The sequence below is a fragment of the Paenibacillus sp. R14(2021) genome (assembly GCF_019431355.1).
GTDB lineage: Bacteria > Bacillota > Bacilli > Paenibacillales > Paenibacillaceae > Paenibacillus_Z.
This window is the reverse complement of sequence record NZ_CP080269.1, coordinates 2,512,200-2,536,194: the sequence shown is the minus strand read 5'-3', so window position 1 is coordinate 2,536,194 and position 23,995 is coordinate 2,512,200. Positions and strand designations below refer to the sequence as shown.

The 23,995-nt window shown below is 51.6% G+C and carries 20 protein-coding genes; 13 read left to right on the top strand and 7 right to left on the bottom strand.

Translation table 11 applies throughout. The features are described from left to right. Positions 1–8: 8 nt before the first annotated feature. Positions 9–1,586, bottom strand: coding sequence for a response regulator transcription factor (locus KXU80_RS11960; RefSeq protein WP_219838388.1), 1,578 nt, complete (start codon positions 1,584–1,586; stop codon positions 9–11). Between the two features lie 205 nt (positions 1,587–1,791). On the opposite strand from KXU80_RS11960, the gene KXU80_RS11955 reads away from it, so the two are divergent. The 9 genes from KXU80_RS11955 to KXU80_RS11915 all read left to right on the top strand — a co-directional run bounded on the left by KXU80_RS11955 (position 1,792) and on the right by KXU80_RS11915 (position 12,778). Next, complete coding sequence (locus KXU80_RS11955) at positions 1,792–2,763, top strand: ABC transporter permease (protein WP_308858246.1); 972 nt, start codon at positions 1,792–1,794, stop codon at positions 2,761–2,763. 31 nt (positions 2,764–2,794) lie between these two features. After that, positions 2,795–3,685, top strand: a complete 891-nt coding sequence (locus tag KXU80_RS11950; protein WP_219838387.1) for a carbohydrate ABC transporter permease — start codon at positions 2,795–2,797, stop codon at positions 3,683–3,685. Between the two features lie 114 nt (positions 3,686–3,799). Beyond that, on the top strand, positions 3,800–5,467 hold the full coding sequence (locus KXU80_RS11945) for an extracellular solute-binding protein (RefSeq protein ID WP_219838386.1): 1,668 nt from the start codon (positions 3,800–3,802) through the stop codon (positions 5,465–5,467). Positions 5,468–5,527: 60 nt separating this feature from the next. Next, positions 5,528–7,588 carry an alpha-galactosidase gene (locus KXU80_RS11940; RefSeq protein ID WP_219838385.1) on the top strand — a complete coding sequence of 687 codons (2,061 nt, stop codon included), beginning with the start codon at positions 5,528–5,530 and terminating at the stop codon, positions 7,586–7,588. A gap of 194 nt (positions 7,589–7,782) precedes the next feature. Next, a complete protein-coding gene (locus KXU80_RS11935) occupies positions 7,783–8,265 on the top strand; it encodes a Fur family transcriptional regulator (protein ID WP_219838384.1) in 483 nt (160 codons plus the stop codon). A gap of 96 nt (positions 8,266–8,361) precedes the next feature. Further along, positions 8,362–8,886, top strand: coding sequence for an SRPBCC family protein (locus KXU80_RS11930; RefSeq protein ID WP_219838383.1), 525 nt, complete (start codon positions 8,362–8,364; stop codon positions 8,884–8,886). 255 nt (positions 8,887–9,141) lie between these two features. Beyond that, positions 9,142–10,593: a spore germination protein gene (locus KXU80_RS11925; RefSeq protein WP_219838382.1), complete on the top strand. Its 1,452-nt coding sequence runs from the start codon at positions 9,142–9,144 to the stop codon at positions 10,591–10,593. Between the two features lie 23 nt (positions 10,594–10,616). After that, positions 10,617–11,705 carry a GerAB/ArcD/ProY family transporter gene (locus KXU80_RS11920; RefSeq protein WP_219838381.1) on the top strand — a complete coding sequence of 363 codons (1,089 nt, stop codon included), beginning with the start codon at positions 10,617–10,619 and terminating at the stop codon, positions 11,703–11,705. Beyond that, on the top strand, positions 11,702–12,778 hold the full coding sequence (locus KXU80_RS11915; protein ID WP_219838380.1) for a Ger(x)C family spore germination protein: 1,077 nt from the start codon (positions 11,702–11,704) through the stop codon (positions 12,776–12,778). The genes KXU80_RS11920 and KXU80_RS11915 overlap by 4 nt, the downstream gene beginning before the upstream one ends. 76 nt (positions 12,779–12,854) lie before the next feature. Here the strand turns inward: KXU80_RS11915 and KXU80_RS11910 are convergent, their stop codons facing one another. The 5 genes from KXU80_RS11910 to KXU80_RS11890 form a co-directional block, all read right to left on the bottom strand. Further along, positions 12,855–13,091, bottom strand: coding sequence for a hypothetical protein (locus KXU80_RS11910; RefSeq protein ID WP_219838379.1), 237 nt, complete (start codon positions 13,089–13,091; stop codon positions 12,855–12,857). Next, the gene (locus tag KXU80_RS11905) at positions 13,088–14,293 is read right to left on the bottom strand and encodes a Ger(x)C family spore germination protein (protein WP_219838378.1); all 1,206 of its coding nucleotides are present in this window, start codon (positions 14,291–14,293) and stop codon (positions 13,088–13,090) included. The genes KXU80_RS11910 and KXU80_RS11905 overlap by 4 nt, the downstream gene beginning before the upstream one ends. Continuing rightward, positions 14,286–15,389, bottom strand: coding sequence for a GerAB/ArcD/ProY family transporter (locus tag KXU80_RS11900; protein WP_219838377.1), 1,104 nt, complete (start codon positions 15,387–15,389; stop codon positions 14,286–14,288). Before KXU80_RS11900 ends, KXU80_RS11905 begins: the two co-directional genes overlap by 8 nt. Before the next feature lie 18 nt (positions 15,390–15,407). Next, complete coding sequence (locus tag KXU80_RS11895; RefSeq protein ID WP_258171363.1) at positions 15,408–16,961, bottom strand: spore germination protein; 1,554 nt, start codon at positions 16,959–16,961, stop codon at positions 15,408–15,410. Between the two features lie 225 nt (positions 16,962–17,186). Next, on the bottom strand, positions 17,187–18,365 hold the full coding sequence (locus KXU80_RS11890; protein WP_219838376.1) for an RCC1 domain-containing protein: 1,179 nt from the start codon (positions 18,363–18,365) through the stop codon (positions 17,187–17,189). Between the two features lie 324 nt (positions 18,366–18,689). Between KXU80_RS11890 and KXU80_RS11885 the strand changes: the two genes are divergently transcribed. The 3 genes from KXU80_RS11885 (at position 18,690) to KXU80_RS11875 (ending at position 21,419) form a co-directional block, all read left to right on the top strand. Beyond that, entirely contained in the window at positions 18,690–19,832 is a 1,143-nt protein-coding gene (locus KXU80_RS11885) for a YhcN/YlaJ family sporulation lipoprotein (RefSeq protein WP_219838375.1), read from the top strand. A gap of 160 nt (positions 19,833–19,992) precedes the next feature. Beyond that, on the top strand, positions 19,993–20,907 hold the full coding sequence (locus KXU80_RS11880; protein ID WP_219838374.1) for a phytanoyl-CoA dioxygenase family protein: 915 nt from the start codon (positions 19,993–19,995) through the stop codon (positions 20,905–20,907). 290 nt (positions 20,908–21,197) lie between these two features. After that, positions 21,198–21,419, top strand: coding sequence for a helix-turn-helix domain-containing protein (locus tag KXU80_RS11875; protein ID WP_090641524.1), 222 nt, complete (start codon positions 21,198–21,200; stop codon positions 21,417–21,419). 233 nt (positions 21,420–21,652) lie between these two features. Here KXU80_RS11875 and KXU80_RS11870 read toward each other — a convergent pair whose 3' ends face one another. Continuing rightward, positions 21,653–22,258, bottom strand: coding sequence for a TetR/AcrR family transcriptional regulator (locus tag KXU80_RS11870; protein ID WP_219838373.1), 606 nt, complete (start codon positions 22,256–22,258; stop codon positions 21,653–21,655). A 233-nt stretch (positions 22,259–22,491) separates the two neighbouring features. Here KXU80_RS11870 and KXU80_RS11865 point away from each other — a divergent pair, with 233 nt between their 5' ends. Then, complete coding sequence (locus KXU80_RS11865; protein ID WP_219838372.1) at positions 22,492–23,961, top strand: DHA2 family efflux MFS transporter permease subunit; 1,470 nt, start codon at positions 22,492–22,494, stop codon at positions 23,959–23,961. The last annotated feature ends 34 nt before the right edge of the window (positions 23,962–23,995 follow it).

Sequence of the window (23,995 nt, the reverse complement as noted above, 5' to 3'; positions counted from 1 at the left end):
GGTCCCCCTCAATTGCCATAAAATTGTTTTCTGTACTGGTTAGGCGTGACGCCTGTGGTCTTGTGGAATAACGAGCAGAAATACGAGACGTTCTCGTAGCCGACCTGACCGGCAATCTCGTGAATCTTCAGCGATTTGTCAGCAAGCAGTGCGGAAGCGCGTTCCATTCGCTTGTCCGTAACCGCTTCCAAAATGGTGCGGCCCATCTTTTCCCTAAAGATCGTGCGAATGTAGTTCGGCGACAGGTAAATTTCCTTCGCAATATCCTCGACCGAAATCGGCTGGTGGCAGGAACGGTCAATGATGGCCTCGATATTGCGGGCGATTTGCAGGTGACGGTCCTTATCCTTCTCCGAGAGGACGAGAATCAAGCTTCCGCACACATGCTTGAGATAGTCGCCGATGTCATCAAGCACCTCGCAGTTGTTCATGATTTCCCACTCGCCGTGAATCGGCCCGGCCTCCGTATCTTTCATGGAGGAGCCGAGCTGCTGCTTAACGGCAGAAAGCAGCCGAACGGCGGCGGCCCGCGCCAAATGGCGGTGCACGTAACGGTCCTTGAGGCTTCCCATGAACCGTTCGATCTCCAGCTCCGCTTCCTCGGGCTTCAGCTGCCCGATCGCGCGGCATATCGCCGTTTGATACGCTTCGATGCCGATTTCCTCCGTAAGCGGTGCTCGCATCTCTTCCAGTCGCAGCAGCGCGCCCTTCCCATAATAGAAGGCATGCTCTGCCGCGATACGGGCATCCTTGAACAGGTTCAGCGCCTCCTCAAGCCGGCTGCCGGCGCGGGAAATGCCGACGGTGAGCTGAACGGGGAAGCTTTCGGCCATTTCCTTCTGGAGGTTCTTCCACAGCTCATCGGTATGATCGGGATGAGCGGCGGGGTAGAGGGCGGCAAATGTACCGTACTCCCAATCAACGAGCTCTCCCGCGTAGCCGAGCGTCTTCAGTCTGGAATGGACGGCTTCGCTTACGCTGGCTTCCAACTGCTTCGGCCTGCTGCTTCCGGAGGCCGAGCTCTGATCCGCGTTCGTCCAGCTCAGCGTCAGGCAGGCGGCTCGCAGTGCGCCGCGAAACAAATTCGGCATGCCGTCCAGCCGCAGCAGCTTGTTTGCCGCTTCCGCTCGGACTTCGCCGTTCTGCTCGATGAGCAGCGTGCGCAGGAGCTTCTCCTTCACCATGGCTTCCGTCTGCTCCGCCAGCCTCGCTTCATCGCACTTCAGCTTGACTTTCTCCATCAGCTGCCGAAGCTCGTCATGATCGATCGGCTTTAATAAATAGCCGGACGCTTCCACGGAGAGCGCCGCTTTGATATATTGAAATTCGTCATGACCGCTTAAAAATACGATTTTTACCCGTTTGCTGTGCTGCTTGGCTCGCTTCGCGAACTCCAGTCCGTCCATGATCGGCATGCGCACATCGGTCAAGATAATGTCTGGATCCAGCAGCTTCGCCAGCTCGAGCGCTTCTCTTCCATTCTTCGCCGTCCCGGCGACGGCGATATTCATCGCCTCCCACGGCACATAGTGCGAAAGCGTCTCCAATTCCATCTTTTCGTCGTCCACAAGCAGGATTGAATACATGGCCGTGTTCCTTCTTCCCGTCTAAAATGGAAACTATGACTCTCGTTTATTGTATGCCGCTTGATGAAATTCAACAATGGGAGGAACAGAAATGCGGTAATTTGGAGCATGAATCGGCGGATGTTTGCATGGATTCGGCGCATGGAAGTTTCCTATAATGGGATTGTTCCCGAAGCGACACCACTATGGACGGAGGAAAGCAAACGTGAAAATCAATGTGGAACCATCGGCTGCGGGCATGGCGCGGGCAGTGAGGCGCGGCGGAACTTGGAAGCGGTTACGCGTTCAGAAGCTGCTATGGCTGATGATCCTGCCGGCTTTTATATGCACCCTGTTGTTCTCGTATACGCCGATGTTCGGCTTGTACATGGCCTTTATTAACTATCAGCCGGGCGGCTCGTTCATGGATTCGTTCTTCGGCGGCGAATTCGTCGGGCTGGAATGGTTCCGGTATTTCTTCAACAGCGGGGACTTCTGGATTATCCTGCGTAACACGCTCGCTCAGAGCTTGCTCAGTCTCGCACTCGGATTTCCGGCGCCGATCATTCTGGCGATCGCGATTAACGAAGTTCGAAGCGGCGTGTTCAAGCGTTTTGTGCAAACGGTTTCTTATCTGCCGCATTTCATCTCTTGGGTTATCGCGGCCAACATTATTATTTCGCTGCTCTCCACGCAGGGACTCGTCAATAAGCTGCTCGTCATGCTCCACATTACGGACAAACCGATCGGCTTCTTCCAGAACGGTCATTATTTCTGGTGGATCATCGGCTTCTCCAACATGTGGAAGGACATGGGCTTTAACGCCATTATGTATCTGGCGGCTATTACGTCCATTAACCCGGAGCTCTATGAAGCGGCAAGGGTCGACGGCGCTAGCCGGATCAGGCAGATGCTGCATGTGACGCTTCCGGCGCTTCGTCCCACGATCGTCATCCTGCTTATTCTGGCGGTCGGCGGCGTGCTGAATGCGGGCTTCGACCAGCAGTACTTAATGCAGAACGATCTCGTGCTTAAATATTCGGACGTCATCGACACGTACACCTACCGATACGGCTTGCAGAACGGCATGTTCTCGTACGGCGCGGCGGTCGGATTGTTCAAGTCGCTGGTTGCCTTCATTCTAGTGCTCATCGTGAATAGACTTGCCAAAAAAGTAAACGATCAAGCGCTGTTCTAAGCCGCGGATCAAACGAGAGAGGAGTGATGACATGAGAAGCAGATCGATGGGAGACCTGCTGTACACCGGCGTGGTATATCTCTTTCTGATCCTGATCGTATTCGTGACGTTTTACCCCTTCTGGAACGTATTCATCCTGTCGGTGAACAGCGCGTCCGATACCATTAAAGGGGGCATTTATTTCTGGCCTCGCGAGCTTTCCTTTACAAGCTACAAAGAAATTCTGACCGACCGCGAAATATTGCATGCCGTGTGGGTGACGGTGGCGCGGACGCTCGTCGGCACGCCGTTGACGGTAATCGTGATCAGCTTGCTCGCCTATCCGCTGAGCAGCCGCGACCTCGTTATACGGCGGCCGGTAACGCTCTATTTCATCTTCACGATGTACTTCGGCGGCGGTCTCATTCCTTATTATATGGTGCTGAAGAACCTATTCCTGATCGATACCTTCTGGGTGTTCATTCTTCCGGGTCTCATGAATGTGTTCTATATGATTCTCATTCGGACCTTCATCGAGCAGCTCCCGCAGGAAATTACGGAATCGGCCAAGATAGACGGCGCCAACGACCTGCACATTTATTTCCGCATTATTCTGCCGCTTACGGTGCCGGTACTGGCGACGATTGCGCTGTTCACGGCCATCGGCCATTGGAATGCTTGGTTCGATTCTTATGTGTTCACCTACAAGTCGAGCTTGAAGACGCTGCAGGCGGTGCTTGTAAAAATCTTGAATCAGTATCAGACAGGCGCGATGGTGTCGGATGCCCAGAAGCTCGCCGATTCCAGCAAGCGGCTGGCCGTCTCGTCGGATACGATCCGGATGGCCGCGACCATGGTCGCTACGCTGCCGATCGTCATGGTATACCCGTTCCTGCAGCGCTATTTCGTGAAAGGCATGACGCTCGGCGCCGTGAAGAGCTGAGCTGGATCTTGTTCAGTTCCTTGAGAGGGGGGATGGCCGGCCAGCGTACGCACGGCCTGCTGCATGCGATCGTAAACAGCTGTCATCCAATATGCCAATAGGGGGAAATGTTCTATGAAGAAAAAACAAGTGCTGCCGCTGATACTGGCAATGGCCCTTACGCCGGCGCTGCTTGCCGGCTGCGGAAGCAATGGATCGAACGATGCGAACAATACGGGGAATACGGCTGCCGCGAATACGAACACGAAGAACGCGAATACGGGTACGGATGCGGCAAACGCGGATACGGCAAACGCCGATAAACCGTCGGAGCCGATCACGCTGACCTTCTTTGATAAAAATACAGGCGCCGCTTTCGACAATCCCGTGGCGCAGGAAATTATGAAGCGCACTGGCGTGAAGGTTGAAATTCAGCAGCCAACGGGCAATCCGTCCGAGAAGCTGAACCTCATGCTGGCCTCGAACGACCTGCCGGACATCATCCTGATGGACCGCGGCGGCGACATCGTGAACAAATACATCGCGGCTGGCGCGATCATTCCGCTTAACGAGCTGATCGACAAGTACGGACCTGACGTGAAGCAGCAGTACGGCGATATTTTGCAGAAGACGCGCTTCAAGGACGGCAAGAACTATTACCTCTCCAACTGGTACGGCATGGACAACGACCCTGTATTCGGCGTGCAAATGCGTAAAGACTTCCTGAAAGAGCTTGCGCCTGACAAGGCCGAGGGCGGACAGCCCTTCACGACAGACGAATTCGAGCAGCTGCTGAAGGATTTCAAGGCGAAGTATCCGAACATTGACGGCAAAGCCTCGATTCCGCTCATTCTGAACGCGGAGAACATGGGCGCCGTGCTGGGCTCCTTCAAGGGCATGTGGGGCATGAAGCCGTATTTCGAGGACGGAGACAGCCTGAAATTCGACGTGAAGGACCCGAAATACCGCGAGATGATCCTGTACATGAACAAACTGTACCGCGAAGGCTTGATCGAGCAGGATTGGGCCGTGAACAAAACGCAAACGTGGGAGCAGAAGATCTCGAACGGTATCGCCTTCTCGACCGTATCGGCGTACTGGGATCTCGGCGGCGCGAACGGCGCGCTTAAGAAGGGCGGCAGTGCCGACAAGCAGCTGTTTGCTTATAAAGTCGTAGCTCCTGGCACCGACCCTGCGAAGACAACGTACGGACCGCGCAGCCCGCTCGGGTGGGATGCCATCGCCATCACGAAGAAGAACAAGCATCCGGAAGAAACGATGAAGTTCATCAACTTCCTGGCGAGCGAGGAAGGCCAGTATCTGCTTATGTGGGGCGTTCAAGGCCAAACTTGGGACGCCAAGGACGGGAAGCACACGCCGAATGCGGATGTACTGAAGGGTCTGAAGGACGATTGGGCTGGGGAAACGAAGAAGACAGGTATTCGGACATGGACGTGGTTCATCAAGAACGGCCTTGGCTCCGACGGCACGCCGTACGATATTTCCAAGCTTAACAGAGGAGAGATCGAGCAAATGGCAACGAAGAACCTGCTCGATTCCGTCTACGACACGTCGCCGTACGACAATTTGAATCCGGAAGGCGGCACGCCGGTTTCGCTAAGCTACCAGAAGGTGCAGGATATTATGAAGCAGTCCCTCACCAAGATCATCATTTCGAAATCCGAGCAAGACGCCAATGCCGGCTTCGACAAGATGCTGTCGGAGATGAAAGCGGCGGGCGACGAACAAGTTGAGCAAGCGATCACGGACAATTACAAGGCCCGTCTGGAGCTTTGGAAATAGGTTGCAGCGAAGGGGGCAGTCATGCCCCCTTTCATCCATTTAACTGGGAGGATGGGGAAGATGAACGTGGAGCATGGCCCGATCGAAACGAAGACGGAAGAAACGGTATTGACGGTGGATAACGGTTTGCTGGCGCTGCATGTGAACACGGAAGCGGGAACCTACGAGGTCAAATGGCGCGACGGCTCGGCGCTCATCGGCGCAGCCTCGGCCTACGATTGGCAGGAGGAGCACCGGTTCACGACGGATTACCTCCAGCATGAGGCTGGGTGCGAGACTGTTCGGGAAGCGCTGGGTCATGGCAAGCGCGTAACGATCAGGCATTCGTCGCCGGAGCTGCCGCTTCTGATGCAGCATTTTACCGTATATGAGGGGAGGCCGTTTCTCACGGTATCCTTCGAGCTGGAAGCGCCGGAGGGTGAAGGGCTGGCATCCAGTTACATGGCGCCGCTCATCAGCTGCGAGGAAGCGGGGACGCTGAAGCTGGGAGCGGCTTCAGTCCAATCGGAGCTGCAGGCGCTGCTGGTGCCGTTCGATAACGACAAGTGGGTACGTTACGAATCGGTAGAGATGCCGGGCACTCTGGAGAGCTATGAGGTCACCGCTGTTTATGAGCCGCGGTCCAGAAACGGAATCGTAATCGGTTCAGTCCTGCACGACACATGGAAAACAGGGCTTAAATTATCGAGCGGAAGCGGCGCGGCCATCGAGCGCATCGAAGTGTACGGCGGAGCAGCGGGGGAGCTGACGCGGGACAGCATTCCTCATGGCACGGTGAGCGGAACGGTGCTGACGTCGCCGGTCATCTGGATCGGCGCTTACGGCGATTACCGCCGGGGTCTTGAAGCATTCGGGCAGGCCAATGCCGCGGTTACGCCTGCTCTAGCGTGGGAGCACGGCGTGCCTTTCGGCTGGAACAGCTGGTCCGCCGCAGCTGACAAGCTGGATTACGAGCTGTACGTGTCGACGTCGGATTTTCTGAGTCAGATGCAGAAGGAAGGCTTTCATAATCAAGGCGACGTATATATCAACTTCGACTCGTTCTGGACGAATTTATCGTCGGAGCAGCTGGAGCAGGCGGTAGCGCATGTCCATGGGAACGGCCAGAAGGCCGGCATCTACTGGACGCCCTTTGCCTTCTGGGGCAGGGATACCGGGCGTGCGGTCGAAGGTACGGACGGTCGCTACACGTATGACGAGCTGCTCCTGCGCGACCGCGAAGGAAACGTACTGCCGGACTTGGACGGCGGGCTCGCCATTGATCCGACGCATCCCGGCAGCGTGCTGCGGACAGCCTATTGTCTGGACCGTTTCGTGGAGCTTGGCTTCGCGTATGTGAAGCTCGACTTTCTCGGGCATGGGGCGCTGGAAGGCCGGCACTACGACAAGTCGATTCAGACGGGCATTCAAGCGTACAATCTCGGCATGGAGACGATTCGCCGGCGGCTGGATCCTGAACGAATCGGCCGGCCCTTCCATATTAATCTGTCGATCGCGCCGCTGTTTCCCTATCAGTACGGACATAGCCGGCGCATTTCATGCGATGCCTTCGGCATGCTGGCAGATACCGAGTATATGCTGAATTCGCTCACCAATGCCTGGTGGGCGAGCGGGGCGCTCTACCGGTTCAATGATCCCGATCATACCGTTCTGTACAAGAGCTTTAATCAAGAAGCAACCTCGGATCAGGAAGGAAGAAGCCGGTTGAACGCGTCCGTTATCAGCGGAACGGTTCTGCTGCTCGGAGACGATTTCCGCAAGGAAGAGGCAAGGGCAAGAGCGGCGGAGTGGCTGCCGAACGCGGAGGTCATAACGCTGGCGCGGCGCGGGGAAACCTTCTTGCCCATCGAGGGAGCTTACGGCTCGGGGGCAGCGGATATGTTCATGCTGGAAGCGAAGGAAGACGGGGAGCACGTGATCTATCTGGCCGTATTTAATTATGACAAAGGATCGCCTGCGCTTAAACGCGTCCTGCTCGATCGTGTCATTGCAGGCGGGAGCACGCATGCATATACGCTCAAAGATCTATGGGCGGGCACAGTTGCCGAGGGCAGCGGAGATATTGAGCTGCCGCTTGCGCCCGCGGAATCCGTCCTATTGAAGCTGACTGGATTGTCGTAAGCGCCGATGACGGCAAGGGGATTGACTAGGAGGGCGCCTCGGATTTACCGGGGTGCCCTTCTTGTTCTGCCCAGCAGGCCGCGTTCGGGACCGTATGTCCCGCAGCAATCGGCCTGCGCCCTTGGCGTGTCCGCTATTTTTTGTTACAGTAGTAGGTAATAAGGGATAGGAGAAACAGACAGGAGAGATGACGAATGAGCGATGAACATCATAACGAAGGCGATCATCTCCACGTTCGCGAACACTGTTCGACTTCGATCAGCGCAGAAGAGAACGCCAAGGAAATGCTCGCTGCCATGACGCGTAACGGCTGGCGGATTACGGACCAGCGCAAATCGATGGTCATGATCATCTCGGAGCATGGCGGTTATCTCTCGCCGAAGGACGTTTACGATAATATGGTACTTACGTATCCGAGCATGAGCTTTGATACCGTGTACCGGAACCTGCGGATGATGAGCGAAATGGGTGTGTTGGAGCAGTTCTATTCGATGGACGGCGGATTGAAGTTCAAGGCAAACTGCTTGTCGCATCACCATCATCATCTAATCTGCGTGAACTGCGAGAAAACGCTCAGCTTCGACTATTGTCCAATGGAGCAGGTCCATGTGCCCGGCGGCTATAAGATCTTGAATCACCGGTTTGAAATTTACGGCATTTGCGAGGCCTGCCAATAACGAAGGAAACCGGAGTACCTGAGGCACTTCGGTTTTTTTCATAATGTCGGCGCAGCCCAGCTGAATTTGAAAATATTCACGGGAGGGAACGAAACGATGAATACGAAACGTGTGGACAATGTGCAGCTGCTTGAGGAAGGCGGCCAATGGGTCGTTGTACTCGAGCAAACGCTCGAGCATGCTTGCGAGGAAGTCTGGGCTGTCCTTACCCAAGCCGAGAAGATTCCAAGCTGGGGACCGTTTAAGCCTAATAGGGATTTAACCGAGACCGGGGAGGTTCGTCTGACGCCAGTCGGCGTTCCGGAGGCAGAGGAAGGCGAAGGCCGCGTCATGGAAGTCCAAGCGCCGCATGTGCTCGTATTCAGCTGGGGAACCGACGTATTGCGCTGGGAGCTGAGCGGCGAAGGCACAGCGACAGTCCTTACGCTTCGTCACACCTTCACGGACCGCAAGCAGGCAGCTTCCTATGCCGCGGGCTGGCATCTCTGTCTGGACGGATTAACCGGCGTTGCTGCCGGCAAGGATATGCCCTCGATGGCAGGGCTTAATGCTTATAAATACGGCTGGCAGGAGCTCCACGATCGTTATGCGGAGCAGCTCGGTTTGAATTCGGCGACTTAAGCGTCGCGTAACCTAATAGAAGCGGCAGACGAGGACTTACAAGGTCCACGGCTGCCGCTTTTTTCGTGCTGCGTATTTCTTAGCCGGCCTCCGCCCTCGATGACGGTCATGCGTCTAATGGGATTCTTTCGCCTATCCCTATTTCTTTGGCCTATCTCTTCTCTATACGTTAAGCCATGCTTTGATTGTGAATAAGTATCCGCTTGAAGTGAGACAATGAACGTGAGAGTTGAAAATTGGAAAAGAGTGATCAGAATGGATGCAGTCCCCCGTTTATGGAAGGAGCTTAGTGAATCATCGGATTTTGTTTGCTACGAGCATCAAACGAAGAATGAGCCTTATTACATCGGCTATTATAAATCTTCTACAGAACCAAAAATCTTGCATCAACATATTCTGGGCTGCCTGAGCAGAGATTCGGACATCTCTTTCGCCGATTTGTATCAATCGATCCCGATTGCGGAAAAAGAAATATCCTTCGATTGGAATCATATTCAAAACAAAATCTTACGGGGAAATGTCGCTATTCAATATGGATATCAAAGCCATCGATGTATTCTAGTCAATGCCGCCGCATTCAACGGTCGCAGCGTAACGATACCTGAAATCGAGTTCACCGTGGAAGGACCGAAAGAAGCCTTCGTTGAATCATTGGACATCAATCTTAACTTGATTCGCCAGCGAATTTCCGTACCCGAATTGCGTATCAAAGAACTCAGTGTAGGGAGCATATCGAAGTCGAGAATTGCGGTTTGTTATATAGAGGGAATAACGAACGAACGATATATTCATACATGCATGCAGCGCATCGCGGGCGTGCAATTCGATCAAATCACGGATACCACCTTGCTGCAGCAAATGATTGAAGATAATGCCAACTCCATCTTTCCGCAGACGCTCGGAACCGAACGGCCTGACTACGTTGCCTGGGCCTTATCGTCGGGACAAATTTGCGTTCTCATGGACGGATCCCCAACTGCGTTTATGGCGCCAGTTAACTTGTGGTTATTTTTCATTTCGTATGAGGATTACTATTTACCGTGGATTATCGGGTCTATAATGAGGCTGATTCGCATGTCTGCAGTCATGTTCTCCGTCTTTGCCTCACCCTTATATGTGGCGGTCATGACTTATCACAGTCAGGGCATTTCGAACGTCTTTTTGCCCACGATCGTTTCTTCGCGGATCAATGTCCCGTTTCCTCCTGTCGTGGAAGTGCTCATTATGGAGCTTGCCATCGAATTGCTGCGAGAAGCCGGCGCCAGATTGCCTTCGAAAATCGGTCAAACCATTGGCATTGTCGGAGGTATCGTGCTTGGTACGGCCGCCGTTCAAGCTGCGCTTACAAGCAACTTTTTATTGATTATTGTGGCTTTGGCGGCGCTTGCTTCTTTCGCTACGCCTGTTTTTCGAATGAGCGCTACCATTCGGGTGATTCGGTTTCCCTTTATCTTCGCAGCTCAATTATGGGGATTATTGGGAATCTCAATTTGCACGCTTGCCTTGTTTGCGCATCTGCTGCGATTAACGTCTCTCGGGATGCCGTACTTGGTTCCGTTTTATCCTTTTCGCACTTCCGATTTGTACGATACCGTCATTCGCCCTCCATATGCCAAGTTTCATCATCGGTTCAGCTTCTTCCGATCGCCCAAGCCCGTAAGATTCGAGAAGGATAACAAAAGGAAAAAACGAGATATAGACGAATGAACCGGCTCGGGGGTGATGCAAAAATGAAATCAACGGAACATCTGCGTTTGACTATATCGCCTTTCCTGGTTTTTATCTTATTTAATTCGATGCAAATCGGAAACGAATACCTCTCCATGTCGAACAAGCTGATTCAAGCCGCCGGCCAAGATTCGTGGATCAGCGTCATTCTATGCGGGATTAGCTTCCACGTCATCATTTGGATGATATACGACATTCTCAACCATCATGAAACCGATCTATTCCGGATTCATCGCCTTTTTTTCGGAAAATGGGCAGGAGAGAGCCTGAACGTGATTTTTATCGCGTACTTCCTGACCGTTGCATGCTTTTATTTGCGGGAGTTTATCGAAATCATACAAGTATGGCTGTTTCCCGAGCTTGTAACATGGGCATTGGCATTGGTTCTGCTTCTGCTTGCTTATTACATCACAGCAGGCGGATTTCGAGTTATCGTGGGCATTTGCGTGGTTTGCTCCGTGCGTTATCTTACGGTGATCGTCGTGTTTTTTGCAGCCGGTTTTTTTCATTTCAACAATTTAACGCCCGTGCTAGATCATTCGCTTGGCGCGATCATCCAAGCAGGGAAGGGAATGACGTTTCCGTTTATGGGCGTGGAGATGCTTTTTTTCTGCTACACGTTCATTCGAACGCCGAACAAATCGCAAAAATGGGCACATTGGGCTAACTTGCTTACGACAGTGACTTACCTGATTATTATTTTCTTCTCCTTGTTATTGTTCAAGCCCGAACAATTATCGAAGGAAATATGGCCGCAATTAACCAAATATAAATTCGTCCAATTTCCTTTTATCGAACGCTTCGAATTCGTCGGCGCCGTTTCGCAGATCCTCTCGGTCATTCCGATCATCTGCTTCTGCTTGTGGGCTTCCAGCCGCATGTTGAAATTCATGTTTACCGTGAAGCAATTGACCGTCCTGCCGTTCTTGATCATTATGGTCTTTATTGCCGTATGTCTGATCCCGGACCGTCATCGAATCGAGGACGTGCAAACGACGTTAACCCAGTTCGGTTTTTATATGATTTATGCGTATGTTCCGTTCCTGTTTATCGTCAATAGAATCAGAATGATGGCGAGAAGAACGATATGAAGCGGATTCTCTTCCTCCTGCTTGCCATCTGTTTTCTGTTAACGGGGTGCGTGAAGCAGCAAATTGTCGATCGCATTTCCCTGTTCATGGTCTGCGCCATGGATGAGGCGCCGAACGAACAAATCGAATTAACGATGGCGATGCCCAAATTTCAAGCCGGGAAACCGGGTGCCGTGTCGAATCTATTGCAATCCAAGGTCGGCCACACGGCCAAGACGATTAAGGATTTAATGGACATGCAAGTCGATCGGCCCATTAATTCCGGTAAGCTATCGGTGTTGCTATATGGGAAAGATCTGGCGGCGAAAGGGCTGGCTATAAATTTGGATGTGGCTTTGCGAGACGCTCAAATTTCGCGAAGGATGTATTTGGCCATTGTCGATGGCAATGCAAAGGAGCTGCTGCAGGCGAATTTCAGTTCCGATGCGGAGAAAGGGATCTTTTTGTATAACCTGCTCGATACGAACGTGCGAAGCGGGTTAGTGCCGAGGCAAACCCTGCACGAGTTCGAGTACGCCTATTTGGGCAAAGGCATGGACCCTTTTCTGCCTCTCCTTAAATTGCAAAATAATCAAGTCATGATAGCCGGATTGGCTTTATTTAAGGACGATAAATACGTGATGGCGCTGAACGAGAAGCAGATGCGGCTCATGAAGCTCCTTCTAGGCAAGGTGAAGGAAGGTGTCCTGGAGGCCAAGCTGGACGATGGATCCTACGCTGCGCTTCAAGACGTGGGTTCGAACGTAAGTTATCACGTCAGTAAACAAACGAAGCCTCCGAAAATCACGATAAACCTGAGCCTAAGCGGCGAATTGATTGAATCGAGAGGGCTTCGATTTCCAATGGAAGCGAAGCAGCGAATCAAAGACCGTTACGAAAAGGATCTTACCGCGAATGGAATGGGTCTCATCCAATTGTTTAAAGAAGCAGGGATCGATCCGCTTGGATTAGGGGATTTCGTAAGGAGTAAAACGCGAAATTGGCATGAAGATGAATGGAAGAAAGAATATCGAACGGTAGACGTTAAATTGCATGTTAAGGTGAAGCTTAGAGAAATGGGAATCAGAAAATGAAGTCGTACAGCAAGGGCCGGGACACCGATTACGAGGTGCACCCGGCCCCTGCAGTGTATAGGGTTGTCGATGTTAATTATTTGAACAGGTATTTACCGATATTCTCCAAAGGGATCTGCAAAATGCTCATCGGATTAAACATGAGTTTTGCTTTCAGGGTCACAACGGCATACATGAACACGACAACAATCATTACCGCAATGTACGTCATGGATGTTTTCCGCTCGTTTTTGCGAATGAGTCTGCGAACTTGAATGATCGTCGCCGCGGAAACCAACGTAGAGAATAACAGAACGTTCAGGATCTCCTTCATTTGACCTCTCCTGAGCTTTCGTTTCGGTACAGCGGCATTTTCGCGAAGCCGCTGCCGATAACGGATATTTGGGTATGAACGGTTACGTCAACTTGCGGATATAGGGTTGACCAAGGAGCAGAGAGCTGCTTCCATTCCTGCGGATGCGCGGCGTGGAAAATACGTCCGAACCCGAAGACATCCGCCTTGTAAAGCTGCTGGGTTTTCTTCACGGAATTTTCGATGGATCGCTTCACTGTCGAAGAGAGGATATCATTCACGAGCTTTACGTTTTCAGGTCGACTAAAGTCGAGATCGGTACCATCTTCGATAAGCTCGCATTCACCTGATACAGAGACGTTCATTCTTATCGTCTTGCCTAATACTTTTGAATGAATGGCTCGCTTAGCCCCCAATATGTGCACGCTGACATTACCGTGTCCTTGCGGAATGTACGTGGTCAGGTAAGAATCGGTGATATTCCCTGTGATCCAGTTCAAGGCACGGGTTTCTTCGTCATTCAGATAACCGACCAGCTTCAATTTCTTGAATATCCCTACGCCGTAAAGTTTGATGCGCGGCTTGGGAGCCGTTGTTTGAGAAGTCGCCGATTCGTCAGAGGAATGTTCTTGAACCACCTCGAATGCACCCATAGTCGGATCGATGCCTTCGGAAGATGCCGTCGCATCGAAATTCATAATCGTTGTCGATCTGCCCGAGGGTTGTAAATGCAGATACCGAAACTGATCGGCTGGAATGGATTCAAGTGTTACCGGAGATTTCAGCATCGCAGCGGCATCCGTTCCTTTGGTTACGAACACCATGTTCCTCATCCGCATGTCAATTTCTCGATGAAAGCTGTCAAGCACTTGTTCCAGTCCGTTTCTCGCCATTTGCTCGCCGATGATGATCACTCTGCGATGCGAATAATACAGCTTAAGATGTATGGTTTGCTGCAAATGCTGGCGCGTATCGGCTAAGGTTTTTCCTTTGGCTGAGATGACGAAAAAAGTTTTTTGATCATTGCCGCCGCCGCTGGCTTGCGTCGTCGGTGACGGAATCGCGATCTGAACGCTTTGCGTATACGTACCGTCCTTGTTGTAGTCTAGGCCGGTTGCCGTAACAATCGCCAAATTTTTGACTTCTTGTCTGTCCCAGCACCCAGTGGTAATAAGCGAGCATACGACAATGATCGCACTCGCCGCGGCGCACTTGTTAATCATGTGCGACCCTCCAAGCTGAACGAATCCAATCAATGCCTAACAGAAGGGACGGAATTAGATTGGCAGCAATGAAGCTTGCGACGGGGAAGGAATAGAAGTAGAACTGCAAGAGAGCATCCATTCCCGGCGCGCTCTTCATCGTCCAAAGCGTTCCGACAAAAATGACGAGCATTACCGGCAGGGTAACCGTTCTCTGGTTGTTCACGTGGCAGATCCGACTGAGACAGAGACAAGTGACAAAAAGAAACGTAGCCAGTTTAAGGAATCCCGCGGAGACCCAAATCGGTAAAAAAACGGGGTCGATCCGTTCTAGCACGTCACCTAAACTTATGTAGCGGATAACCGCCGCGTAAGGGAACGGGAATTTCGAGACGAGCGGGCCTTCGACAAGCGTACATTCGAGTACGGTTTTCAGCATAAAAAGCGTAATGATAACCGTCGTGTACAGCGATGCCTTACGGGCCTTTCCGGGTTGGTTCAGCAGCGGAATCAAGAACGCCGTAAGCATGAGTTCGCCATGCCATCCGCTGGGCACAGCGGCACCCCGCAAAATCGGAAGCAGCCCGTGCTCCGCAACAGGGCGAAGATATAGGGAATCCCAATCTCGGATCGTAAACAATAAGATCAAGAGAGCGATGACGATCATGATCGGAAAAATGATCTCGCCGCATCGGCCGATGACTGCTATTCCATACCAAGCAGCGATTCCGCAGACACTGAACAGCATGATCAGTATGACAACATGAGGGGTGAGCGGATGGGAAATCAACACGATCAAATCGATGATGACCTTTGAAATGACGCAAGTGTATACGAAAAGCACGCTCAAATAGTACATTTCCACTATCTTACTTAACCATTTTCCTAAAATGCGCCTGCTGTACTCGATAATTGTCATGTTAGGGTAACGGGCAGCGAGCGAGGTTGTAACCAGTATGCACCAAACCCCCGAAATCGGGGCAATCAAGACGGACAACCATGCGTCCTGCTTGGCGAATTGTGCAGGGAAGGCAGCGATGTTAAAGATTTCCGTACCCAATACCGAGACACACGTTATAATGATAAATTGCCACGGCGAGAGCTTCTCTGTTTTCATATTACGGGCCCCCTCATTCTAATCCCCTTTGTTGCGTTGATCGGGCTGCTGTTCCGGCGGTATCCTTAAGAGGTTATTTTGAGCCGCCGAGCTTGGTCGTAAGTTCATACTGAACCACGCCTTACGAAGAAATACGTCCTTTAATCCAACCATCGACAGAGGTGCCACCGGAAAGAGGTAGGGCAAGCCAAAGGAACGGAGCGCAGCTAAATGAATGATAATCGCAATAATGCCAATCATTAACCCGAAGAAGCCCATGAAACCAGACAACAGAAGCAGCGGGAATCTTAACAAACGGAAAGCCAGTCCGAAATTATACCGGGGAATGATGAACGATGCGATTCCCGTAGTTGCGACAACGATAACCACCGGGGCTGAAATAAAGCCCGCCTGAACGGCCGCTTGTCCGATGACGATTCCGCCGACAATGGTGACTGCGGAGCCCACGCCTTTGGGAAGTCGTACCCCTGCTTCGCGCAAGGCTTCAAACGTGATCTCCATTAGAAGCGTTTCGATGATAGCCGGAAAGGGGGACAGTCTCTGCGACGATGCGATGCTAAGGAGGAGATTGGTAGGCAAAGCCGGATGGTCATAACTCACTAGCGAAACGTACATGGAAGGAAGTAATAAGGATACGGACGTAAATAATATGCGCAGCCAACGAATAGGCGTCGAAATGAACGATCTTTCGTAATAATCTTCGCTCGCCTGCAGCCCGGCCCAAAAAGTCATTGGCAGTATCAATGCGATGGGGGTACCGTCGGTTATAATGGCTACCTTTCCTTCAAGAAGACTCCCAATCACGACGTCAGGGCGTTCTGTGTTTTGAATTTGGGGGAACGGCGAGTACGGGGCATCCGCGATAAATTCCTCGATATATCCAGACTCCAGCACCCCGTCGATTTGGATACGATTTAGTCGGTCACGAACGTTGTTCACAAGCTCATCTTTCGCAATGTCTTTCAAATAAACGATTGCGACCTCCGTACGGGAGAGCTGTCCGATTTCAGACATCTCGATTTTTAAATTGGCGCTCCGCAGCCTTCTGCGCAACAAGCTTGTATTTGTCAATAAACTTTCCACAAATCCCTCGCGAGGGCCGCGAATGACCGGCTCCGAAGGCGGGTCTTCAATCGCCCTTCTTTCATTACCTTGAACGGATACCGCAAGGCCATGCTCTTCTCCCTCAAATAGAAAAACGACTTCGCCTCCTAAGACGCTATCAACGACGTCGGATAGTAATGCTACCTTCCTTGACATGCTGACAGGGGTAAAATTCTTGTGAAACGCCTGTTGCGGGCTCTGCGAGTCGGAGCCGATGAGGGAGTTCAGGATGATATCATCCAAATGCTTCGTATCGGGCAAGCCGTTGATGTATAGAGCGAGCGTTTCGGTATGCATGGGCGTTGGAGTGGAATGGAACACGACATCGGAGCAATTTTGGAAGATCCCTTTTAAGAGTTGTTCATTTTTCGAGAGGGTTGACACGATCGGAATATCGCAGCCGGCATGAGGAGCATGTAGAACAGGTTCTGTGGCAATCCTTGCGGAACGATATTTACGGAATTTCAATGAAATGCGCTCCTTTGGCTAAAGTAATGTTAATACCTTATCCAAAATCATCCGTTTTATCCAAAGATGTCCCCGGTAAACATTGTTGGTTAAGCGAACTGCTGGTTCGCGAGTATTCCGCGCTCAGCATCCAGGAAGAACAACAAATAAAGCCCGGCAATATCATGCCGGGCTTACGATACGTCCTGCTGCCATATCGGATCGGCATCATCCGAACAATCCGATTTACTTGCTTTGAATGTAATAGTTATTAATGGCAGTCAGTTCTCCGATTACAGAAAGCTCTTTAAACGGTTTATTTGCTCTTGGTTCATCCAATTCCCCACTACTATTAAAACCTAGGCCGTAAAGCTTTCCATTTTGTTTCATAAAGATCATATTATTGCTGCTATCCGGCTGCTCTGCAAGCGCCTTCCAATCATGATCCGTAGAGATGCTTTTGATTTGTACCCCAGAAAGCACGCTACGAGTAACACCTGCTTGCTTTTTTTCCATGCTTTGCTTTGTAATGGTCCATAATGTGCCGTCTTCCTTGATCGCATAGCTAGGTCTTCCGAATTCCGAAGATCCGACTGCAACGTCCTTCCATTTCTCATTGCTTATTCTAGTAAGATTATAGGCGCTGCGCTTATAATCGTATCCCCAGCCCCACAAAGTGCCGTCTTTCTTGATGAACATGGTATCTTGCGAGCCGATGGACATTTTTTTGTAATTCAGTTTATCCACTATTTTGAGCGGCTTCGTTACAGCCTTTTTACCCTTTGTAGCATATTCTGCATTTATTATGCTGGCCCAAGTATTCCCCCAGGCCCATACGCTTCCATCGCGCTTCACAGCTACGGTATTCCAGGTTCCGGTATATACTTCTATCCAATCTGTAGCAGTACCTACCCTCGTCGGGACATGTCTGTTCGTTAACGTGCCGTCGCCAATCTGACCTCCACCGTTCAGCCCCCATGTCCATAAGGAGCCGTCTTCGGCAATTGCCGCCGCATGGGCATATTCGCTCGTTACTATTTTCCATTTCTTGTTCTTCCCGATTTGTCTCATTTTTTGGCCCGTATCCGTATCGCCAGTTCCTAATTGCCCGACATCGTTAAATCCTGATGCCCACATCGTCCCGTCATTTTTTATGCCATATATCGCACTTCCCGAAGCCGTTATATCCTTCCAGTTGCTATTCCCGTTACTAAGCACGCCAAAGCCATGTTTATCGTAATGCTCAAGAAATCCTCCGCCTCTTATCACGAGCGTGCCGTCCTGCAGCAGAATAAGACTACGACCGCCTCCGGCAATCATTTTCTTAACGGGGTTTACCGCCTCTGCATATAATAGATTTGCCAATAGGGATGTTGCGAAGATAAGCATTAGTACAAGCAGACCTGTTCTTTTGATCGTTCGCATAAGTTCACTCCTGATGTTTGACTAGAATATGTACAGAAATAGGAAAAATATGACTGTAGCTTGGTTTAGCATAAGTGTTGGGGACGCTTCTGTAAAGCAGTTTTCGATCGTTCCCTCGTTGAGATCGTTCACTTTCGATGGCGATACTTCTGTAGTCGTTGTGGTGGCGTGCAGCTGCAGAATCAGCGTGGATCGGAGATCGAAGCAAGGAGCCCAAATGGCTCAATAGCTAAAAAGTTGCCAAGCATAGCTCTCCCCCGTTCGGCTAACGCTATTATCGGGCCGCATCAGTACGGTTCAGATGATGAAACGGAGGATGAGACGATGCAGCGGAAGTGGGCGATGCTGGCAGCGGGAGCGATGATATCGACGGTGCTGGCAGGTTGTAGCAGCAATCACGGCGAGCTTGGCAACCGAAATATTCGTGGCAACAGCGTGGAATACGACATGAACGGCAACCGGATTTTGAATACCCGTTTTGCCAATGATCAGATGAACGAAATGAACCGCGTGGATGGACACCGGCTGAACAGCAATAATTTGGTCGGTCTCCACAAAAATTATCGGCTGGAAATGAGCAGCGCCATTGCCGAACGTATTGAACGTATGCCGGAAGTGAACAAAGCTTATGTCATGCTGACCGACGATAATGCTTACGTGGCCGTTTCCTTGAAGGACCGGGCAGATGCAAAGGGACCTAAATCGATGAGCTTGACTGCGCCAACGCCGCTTAGCCGGTCGCAGCAGGCTTACATGCGGCCTTATATGTCGAATATGCATACAGGTCCGCGTGCAAGCTCCATATCGACCAATGTGCCAAGCGTCGGACGCATGCTGTCGAAGGGTATGAACGACATGGGCCGGGTGATCGCAAACGGCGTGAACGATGTGAACCGAGTGATCGGCAACGGCGTGAACGATGTGAACCGCATGACACGAACTGGCGTGAACGATGTGAACCGTATGACACGAAACGGTGTAAGCGACGTAAACCGCATGATGCGAAACGGCGTTAACGATGTCGGCAACGTGATGCGCACTGGTGAAAGGGATGTGAACCGTGTGACGGGAAACAGCCCGATGGTCGGCCGTTCTTTACCGCAAACGATGAACGGTACGAATAACGGAATGTATGGCAGCACGAACAATGGCCAGAATTACGGTACCAGCATGAACAGTGCGATGAACCGTGAGCTGCCGATGTCAAGAGGCATGTCAACGTACAGCGAGAACAGCACGGAGATGAGTAACGCGGCACCGGGGTCCCTTAAAGATCGAATCGCGCAGGAAGTGAAGCGCATGTCACCGCAAATCAAAGAAGTCTATGTATCGTCGAATCCGGACTTTGTTAATCGGATGACGGCATACATGAACGATGTGAGGCTTGGCCATCCGATTCAGGGCTTCATTGCGGAATTCAACGCCATGGTCGACCGGATCTTTCCCCATCGAGTCCAGCTGAAATAATGGCATCATCATCCTTACTATAAGCCAGATCCGAACAGTTGATTCACGGCCCAGCCGCGGATCGACTGTTTTTTTGTTACTAAAGCGACATACTTCGTTTGGCCGGTCACTTATACTTACAAGTATGAAGCATTCTAAATCGGAATGGGAGCGATTGCGGATGGGGCTGACCGATGTGAATTTACCGATTATCGATGCGCGACTACAGGCAAGCATAACCGAAGAACAGGCGCAGTTTTTCAGAGATAACGGCTTCTTGGTCATACGGAATGTGTTGGTCGGCGAAGAGTTGAAGCAGGTGCAAGCGGACATGCAGCGACTGTACGAGCAAGGAGCGGCAGGCGTGGCTGACGATCCGGATTATATGTACGGCATTGGTGTGAAATCAGGCCAATCGGTGCTGCGGCGGGTTGAATACGTCATAGATAAAAGCGATTCAATGAAGGTTATGCTCGCCCATCCGTTTATCCTGCGTTCCGTACAGATTCTGCAGGGCCGGAACTTTATCCCGACGTGGGATTCCATGGTGCTGAAGGCGCCGAACGAAGGCGTGATCGTTCCATGGCACCGCGATGCGGCCGTGCCTGCCGGCTGCACGGATCCGCGTCCAATCTTCAACGTGGATTTCTATCTCGACGAGGCCGATTTGCAAACCTGCTTATGGGTGATTCCGGGCAGCAACAAATGGACGAAGGCAGCGGCTGATTCACGCTGCGCACAGCCGGGCTTCATGACGGAAGATGCAATTCCGGTGCCGATGCAGCCCGGCGATGTCATCTTCCATGATATCGAGGTACTTCACGGTTCCCCAACGGGCGACGGCAATCCATTGCGCCGTACGATTTACTTCGAATTTCGTCCCGGCGAGATCGAAGCGGGCTTCGGTCCGCATACGCTGGAGTACCTGGCGCTGAAGCAGCATATGCTGCTGGACTGCATCGTGCGCCGCCAAGCTGCGGAGTACGCGAAGGATGAGACGCCGTTCGCATACAAGCCCGAAGGCGGATTCGCGATCTGTTCTCCGAAGCGGCCGGAGCAGTACCGCTACCCGCATGAAGCGTATTGGCGGCGGTAGCTGGTACAGGCTGAACATTGTTAATGAAGACGATAAGATTCCATATATGCTCTTACAAAGGGACGCCGACTCGTCATCGCAAATGACGAGTCGGCGTCCCTTTCGTATGCTGCAGCAGCATGTTTGCCCAAGAGCGTCCCGGTGAAGATATGCAGAGCGAACATGAGGATTCCCGCCCATTTTTACGGATAACCGCACCACTGCATTCGCCCCTTCATATGATAAGTTGACTGTATCCCTTAACCTTGTTAAACCATAAAAACCCGAGCAAGGAGGGGTGACAAACATCAATGGGTAGCGACCAGAAGAGCAAGTTCTTATTAACTCATCGTGAACGCGAGGTATTCGAACTGCTGGTACAGGACAAAACAACGCGTGATATAGCGCAGCAGCTGTTCATCAGTGAGAAGACCGTTCGGAACCATATTTCTAATGTTATGCAGAAATTAAACGTAAAAGGTCGTTCACAAGCGGTTGTCGAGCTTATAAAGCTTGGGGAATTAAAAATTTGACCACTTCACTGCATACCTTGCTCTGCCTTCTGGCACCGTTTCCGCTCGTCGGAACCGATGCAAGAAGGTTTTTTGACGATTGGCCTCGCTTCTTCCGATGCATCTAAACGGCTAGGCTAAGGATGACCTCGTGATACCGTAGTATGCAGCGGAATAAAGGAGGACGCTTCTGCAGGCAGCCGTTAGGCTGACACGCTTGAAGCGTCCACTTGTCGTTTGCGAGCGAATTCAGTTTATTTATCGATGAAGAATAGTCTTGAGTAATAATCGACATACTGCTTCTGAAGTTCTTCGAGCGTCAGTCCGCGCTCCTTCGTGAAGTAGAAGTACGTGCTGGGACTGGACGATACCATCGTAAAAGCAGCAAATTCGGTATTGAACGGCCGCGAGACGCCGCTCTGAACCGCCTCGTCCAAGAGGTGCTTGAACGTGCTGGTTACAAAGACGAAGGGCTCCGAGTCATAAACGCTCATATCATCTTCTGTACATAATTCCCGCGGCTTGATCGCGTTCAACCATTCGATATCTTGGTCGGTATATTCGACCCATCTATTGAGGAAGCCTTCAATTCGTTCCCTCACGGGGGCTTCGGCTGTTTGGGTCAGATAGACCTCAATAGAGGTTGAGAATCGGCGAAAGCTGTCCATGAGCAATTCCAAGCATAGCTCGGCTTTGGAGGAATAGCGCCTGTATAACGTGCCCTGTCCCACGCCGGCGGATTTGGCGATTTGGTGCATGCTGACGCTTTCTACGCCATGTTCATGAAACAACTGGGAAGCCGTATCTAAGATGAGTTCACGGTGTCTGGCGGCGTCTTTGCGTTCGCTGCGCTGCTGCATGAGCCAATAACCTCCTAAATAATATTGCAAAAATTCACATTGTCTTTCATTGACAACGAGGGCGTTGTTAGGTAAGCTTTAAAGTATGAAACGGACAATTGTCCATTTATAAAAAACCGTTCGGTCCGGCAAGCTTGCGATGCCTTCATTGTACGCTCTGGTATGACTGAGGGTCAATGTAAGGTTTAACAGGCCTTGTTCCGACACGGGAATTATGGAGTAGGAGGGAATACATGTCTGCACAAGCAACATCTGCTGTGAGCAGCGAGGAATTTTCGATTAAGAAAATTTTAGCTCCGCTTGCGGCCATCATTATCGGTATTTTCATGGTCGTGCTGGACGGTACGGCGGTCAACGTGGCTATTCCAGGTCTAATTGAAGAGTTCCATTCCAGCTTTAAAGTCGTAGGTTGGACGGTTACGGGCTATGCGCTGGCACAAGCGGCTGCAATTCCGCTTGCTGGCTGGCTGTCGGATCGTTTCGGCGCAAAGCAGGTTTTTCTGATTTCGGTGTTTCTGTTTACGCTGGGTTCGCTTCTTTGCGCTTTCGCGAGTTCGATTGAAATGCTCATTGTCTTCCGGATTATTCAAGGTCTCGGCGGAGGCATGGTGCTTCCGATCGCAATGGCCTTCACGTATCGCCTCAGCCCGCCAGAGAAAGTCGGCCAGGTCATGGGGATGATGGGGATTCCGATCCTGCTTGCTCCCGCACTTGGTCCTGTACTTGCTGGCTGGTTGATCGACTACGTCACTTGGAAATGGCTCTTCCTCATCAATATTCCAATTGGTATCGTCGGCATAATCCTCGGTATCCGCACGCTTCCGCGCATTGAGCGCAAAGCCGTTGCAGCACTGGATCGACTTGGCTTTATTCTCGCTCCAATCGCATTCGCGGGTCTATCCTACGGCGTAAGCGAAGGCTCGAACGGCTGGGGATCGGCGAAGACGATTACCGGTATCGTTGTAGGCGCGGTCGCATTGATTCTGTTCGTCATTGCCGAGCTGTCACGCCAGGAGCCGCTGCTGGAGCTTCGCGTATTCCGCTCTTCGGATTTCACGCGCGGCATTATCGTACAGTGGATTTCGCAAATCGCGCTGTTTGGCACGATGTTCCTCGTTCCGGTGTTCCTGCAGAACGCGCATGGCAAATCCGCGTTCGAGACGGGTCTCATCATGCTGCCGCAAGCAATCGCAGCAGCGGTCTTCATGCCAATCGGCGGTAAGCTTTTCGATAAAATCGGTGCAAGGCCGCTAGTCTTCATCGGACTGCTGCTCGTTACGCTGGCTGCATTCATCTTGTCTCATGTTAATGCGGAATCTAGCACGACGACTATGATTATGGGCCCGCTGGCGCTGCTCGGCGCAGGAATGGGATTGTCCATGATGCCGCTCAACACGCATTTAATGCAGGCTGCGCCGCGCGATCTCGTCAGCCGCGTAACGTCGCTGACGAATGCCGCGCAGCAGGTCATGACATCTTTCGCGGTAGCAGGGTTGTCCACGATTCTTGCCAAACGGATGACTTTGTACTCGCCCACGCACAAAAATCCATTGGATGCATGGTCGTTGTCGTTCGGGGATACGTTCCTTGTGCTCACATTCATCGCCGTTTTCGGAGCTGTTCTGGGTCTCATGCTTCGCAAGCCTGCGAAGGTAGAAGGCGAAGAGGGCAGCCAGCCCGAAATGATGATGCACGTCGGCTAATCGCACGCATGAATACAAACAAAACGCTCGCCCG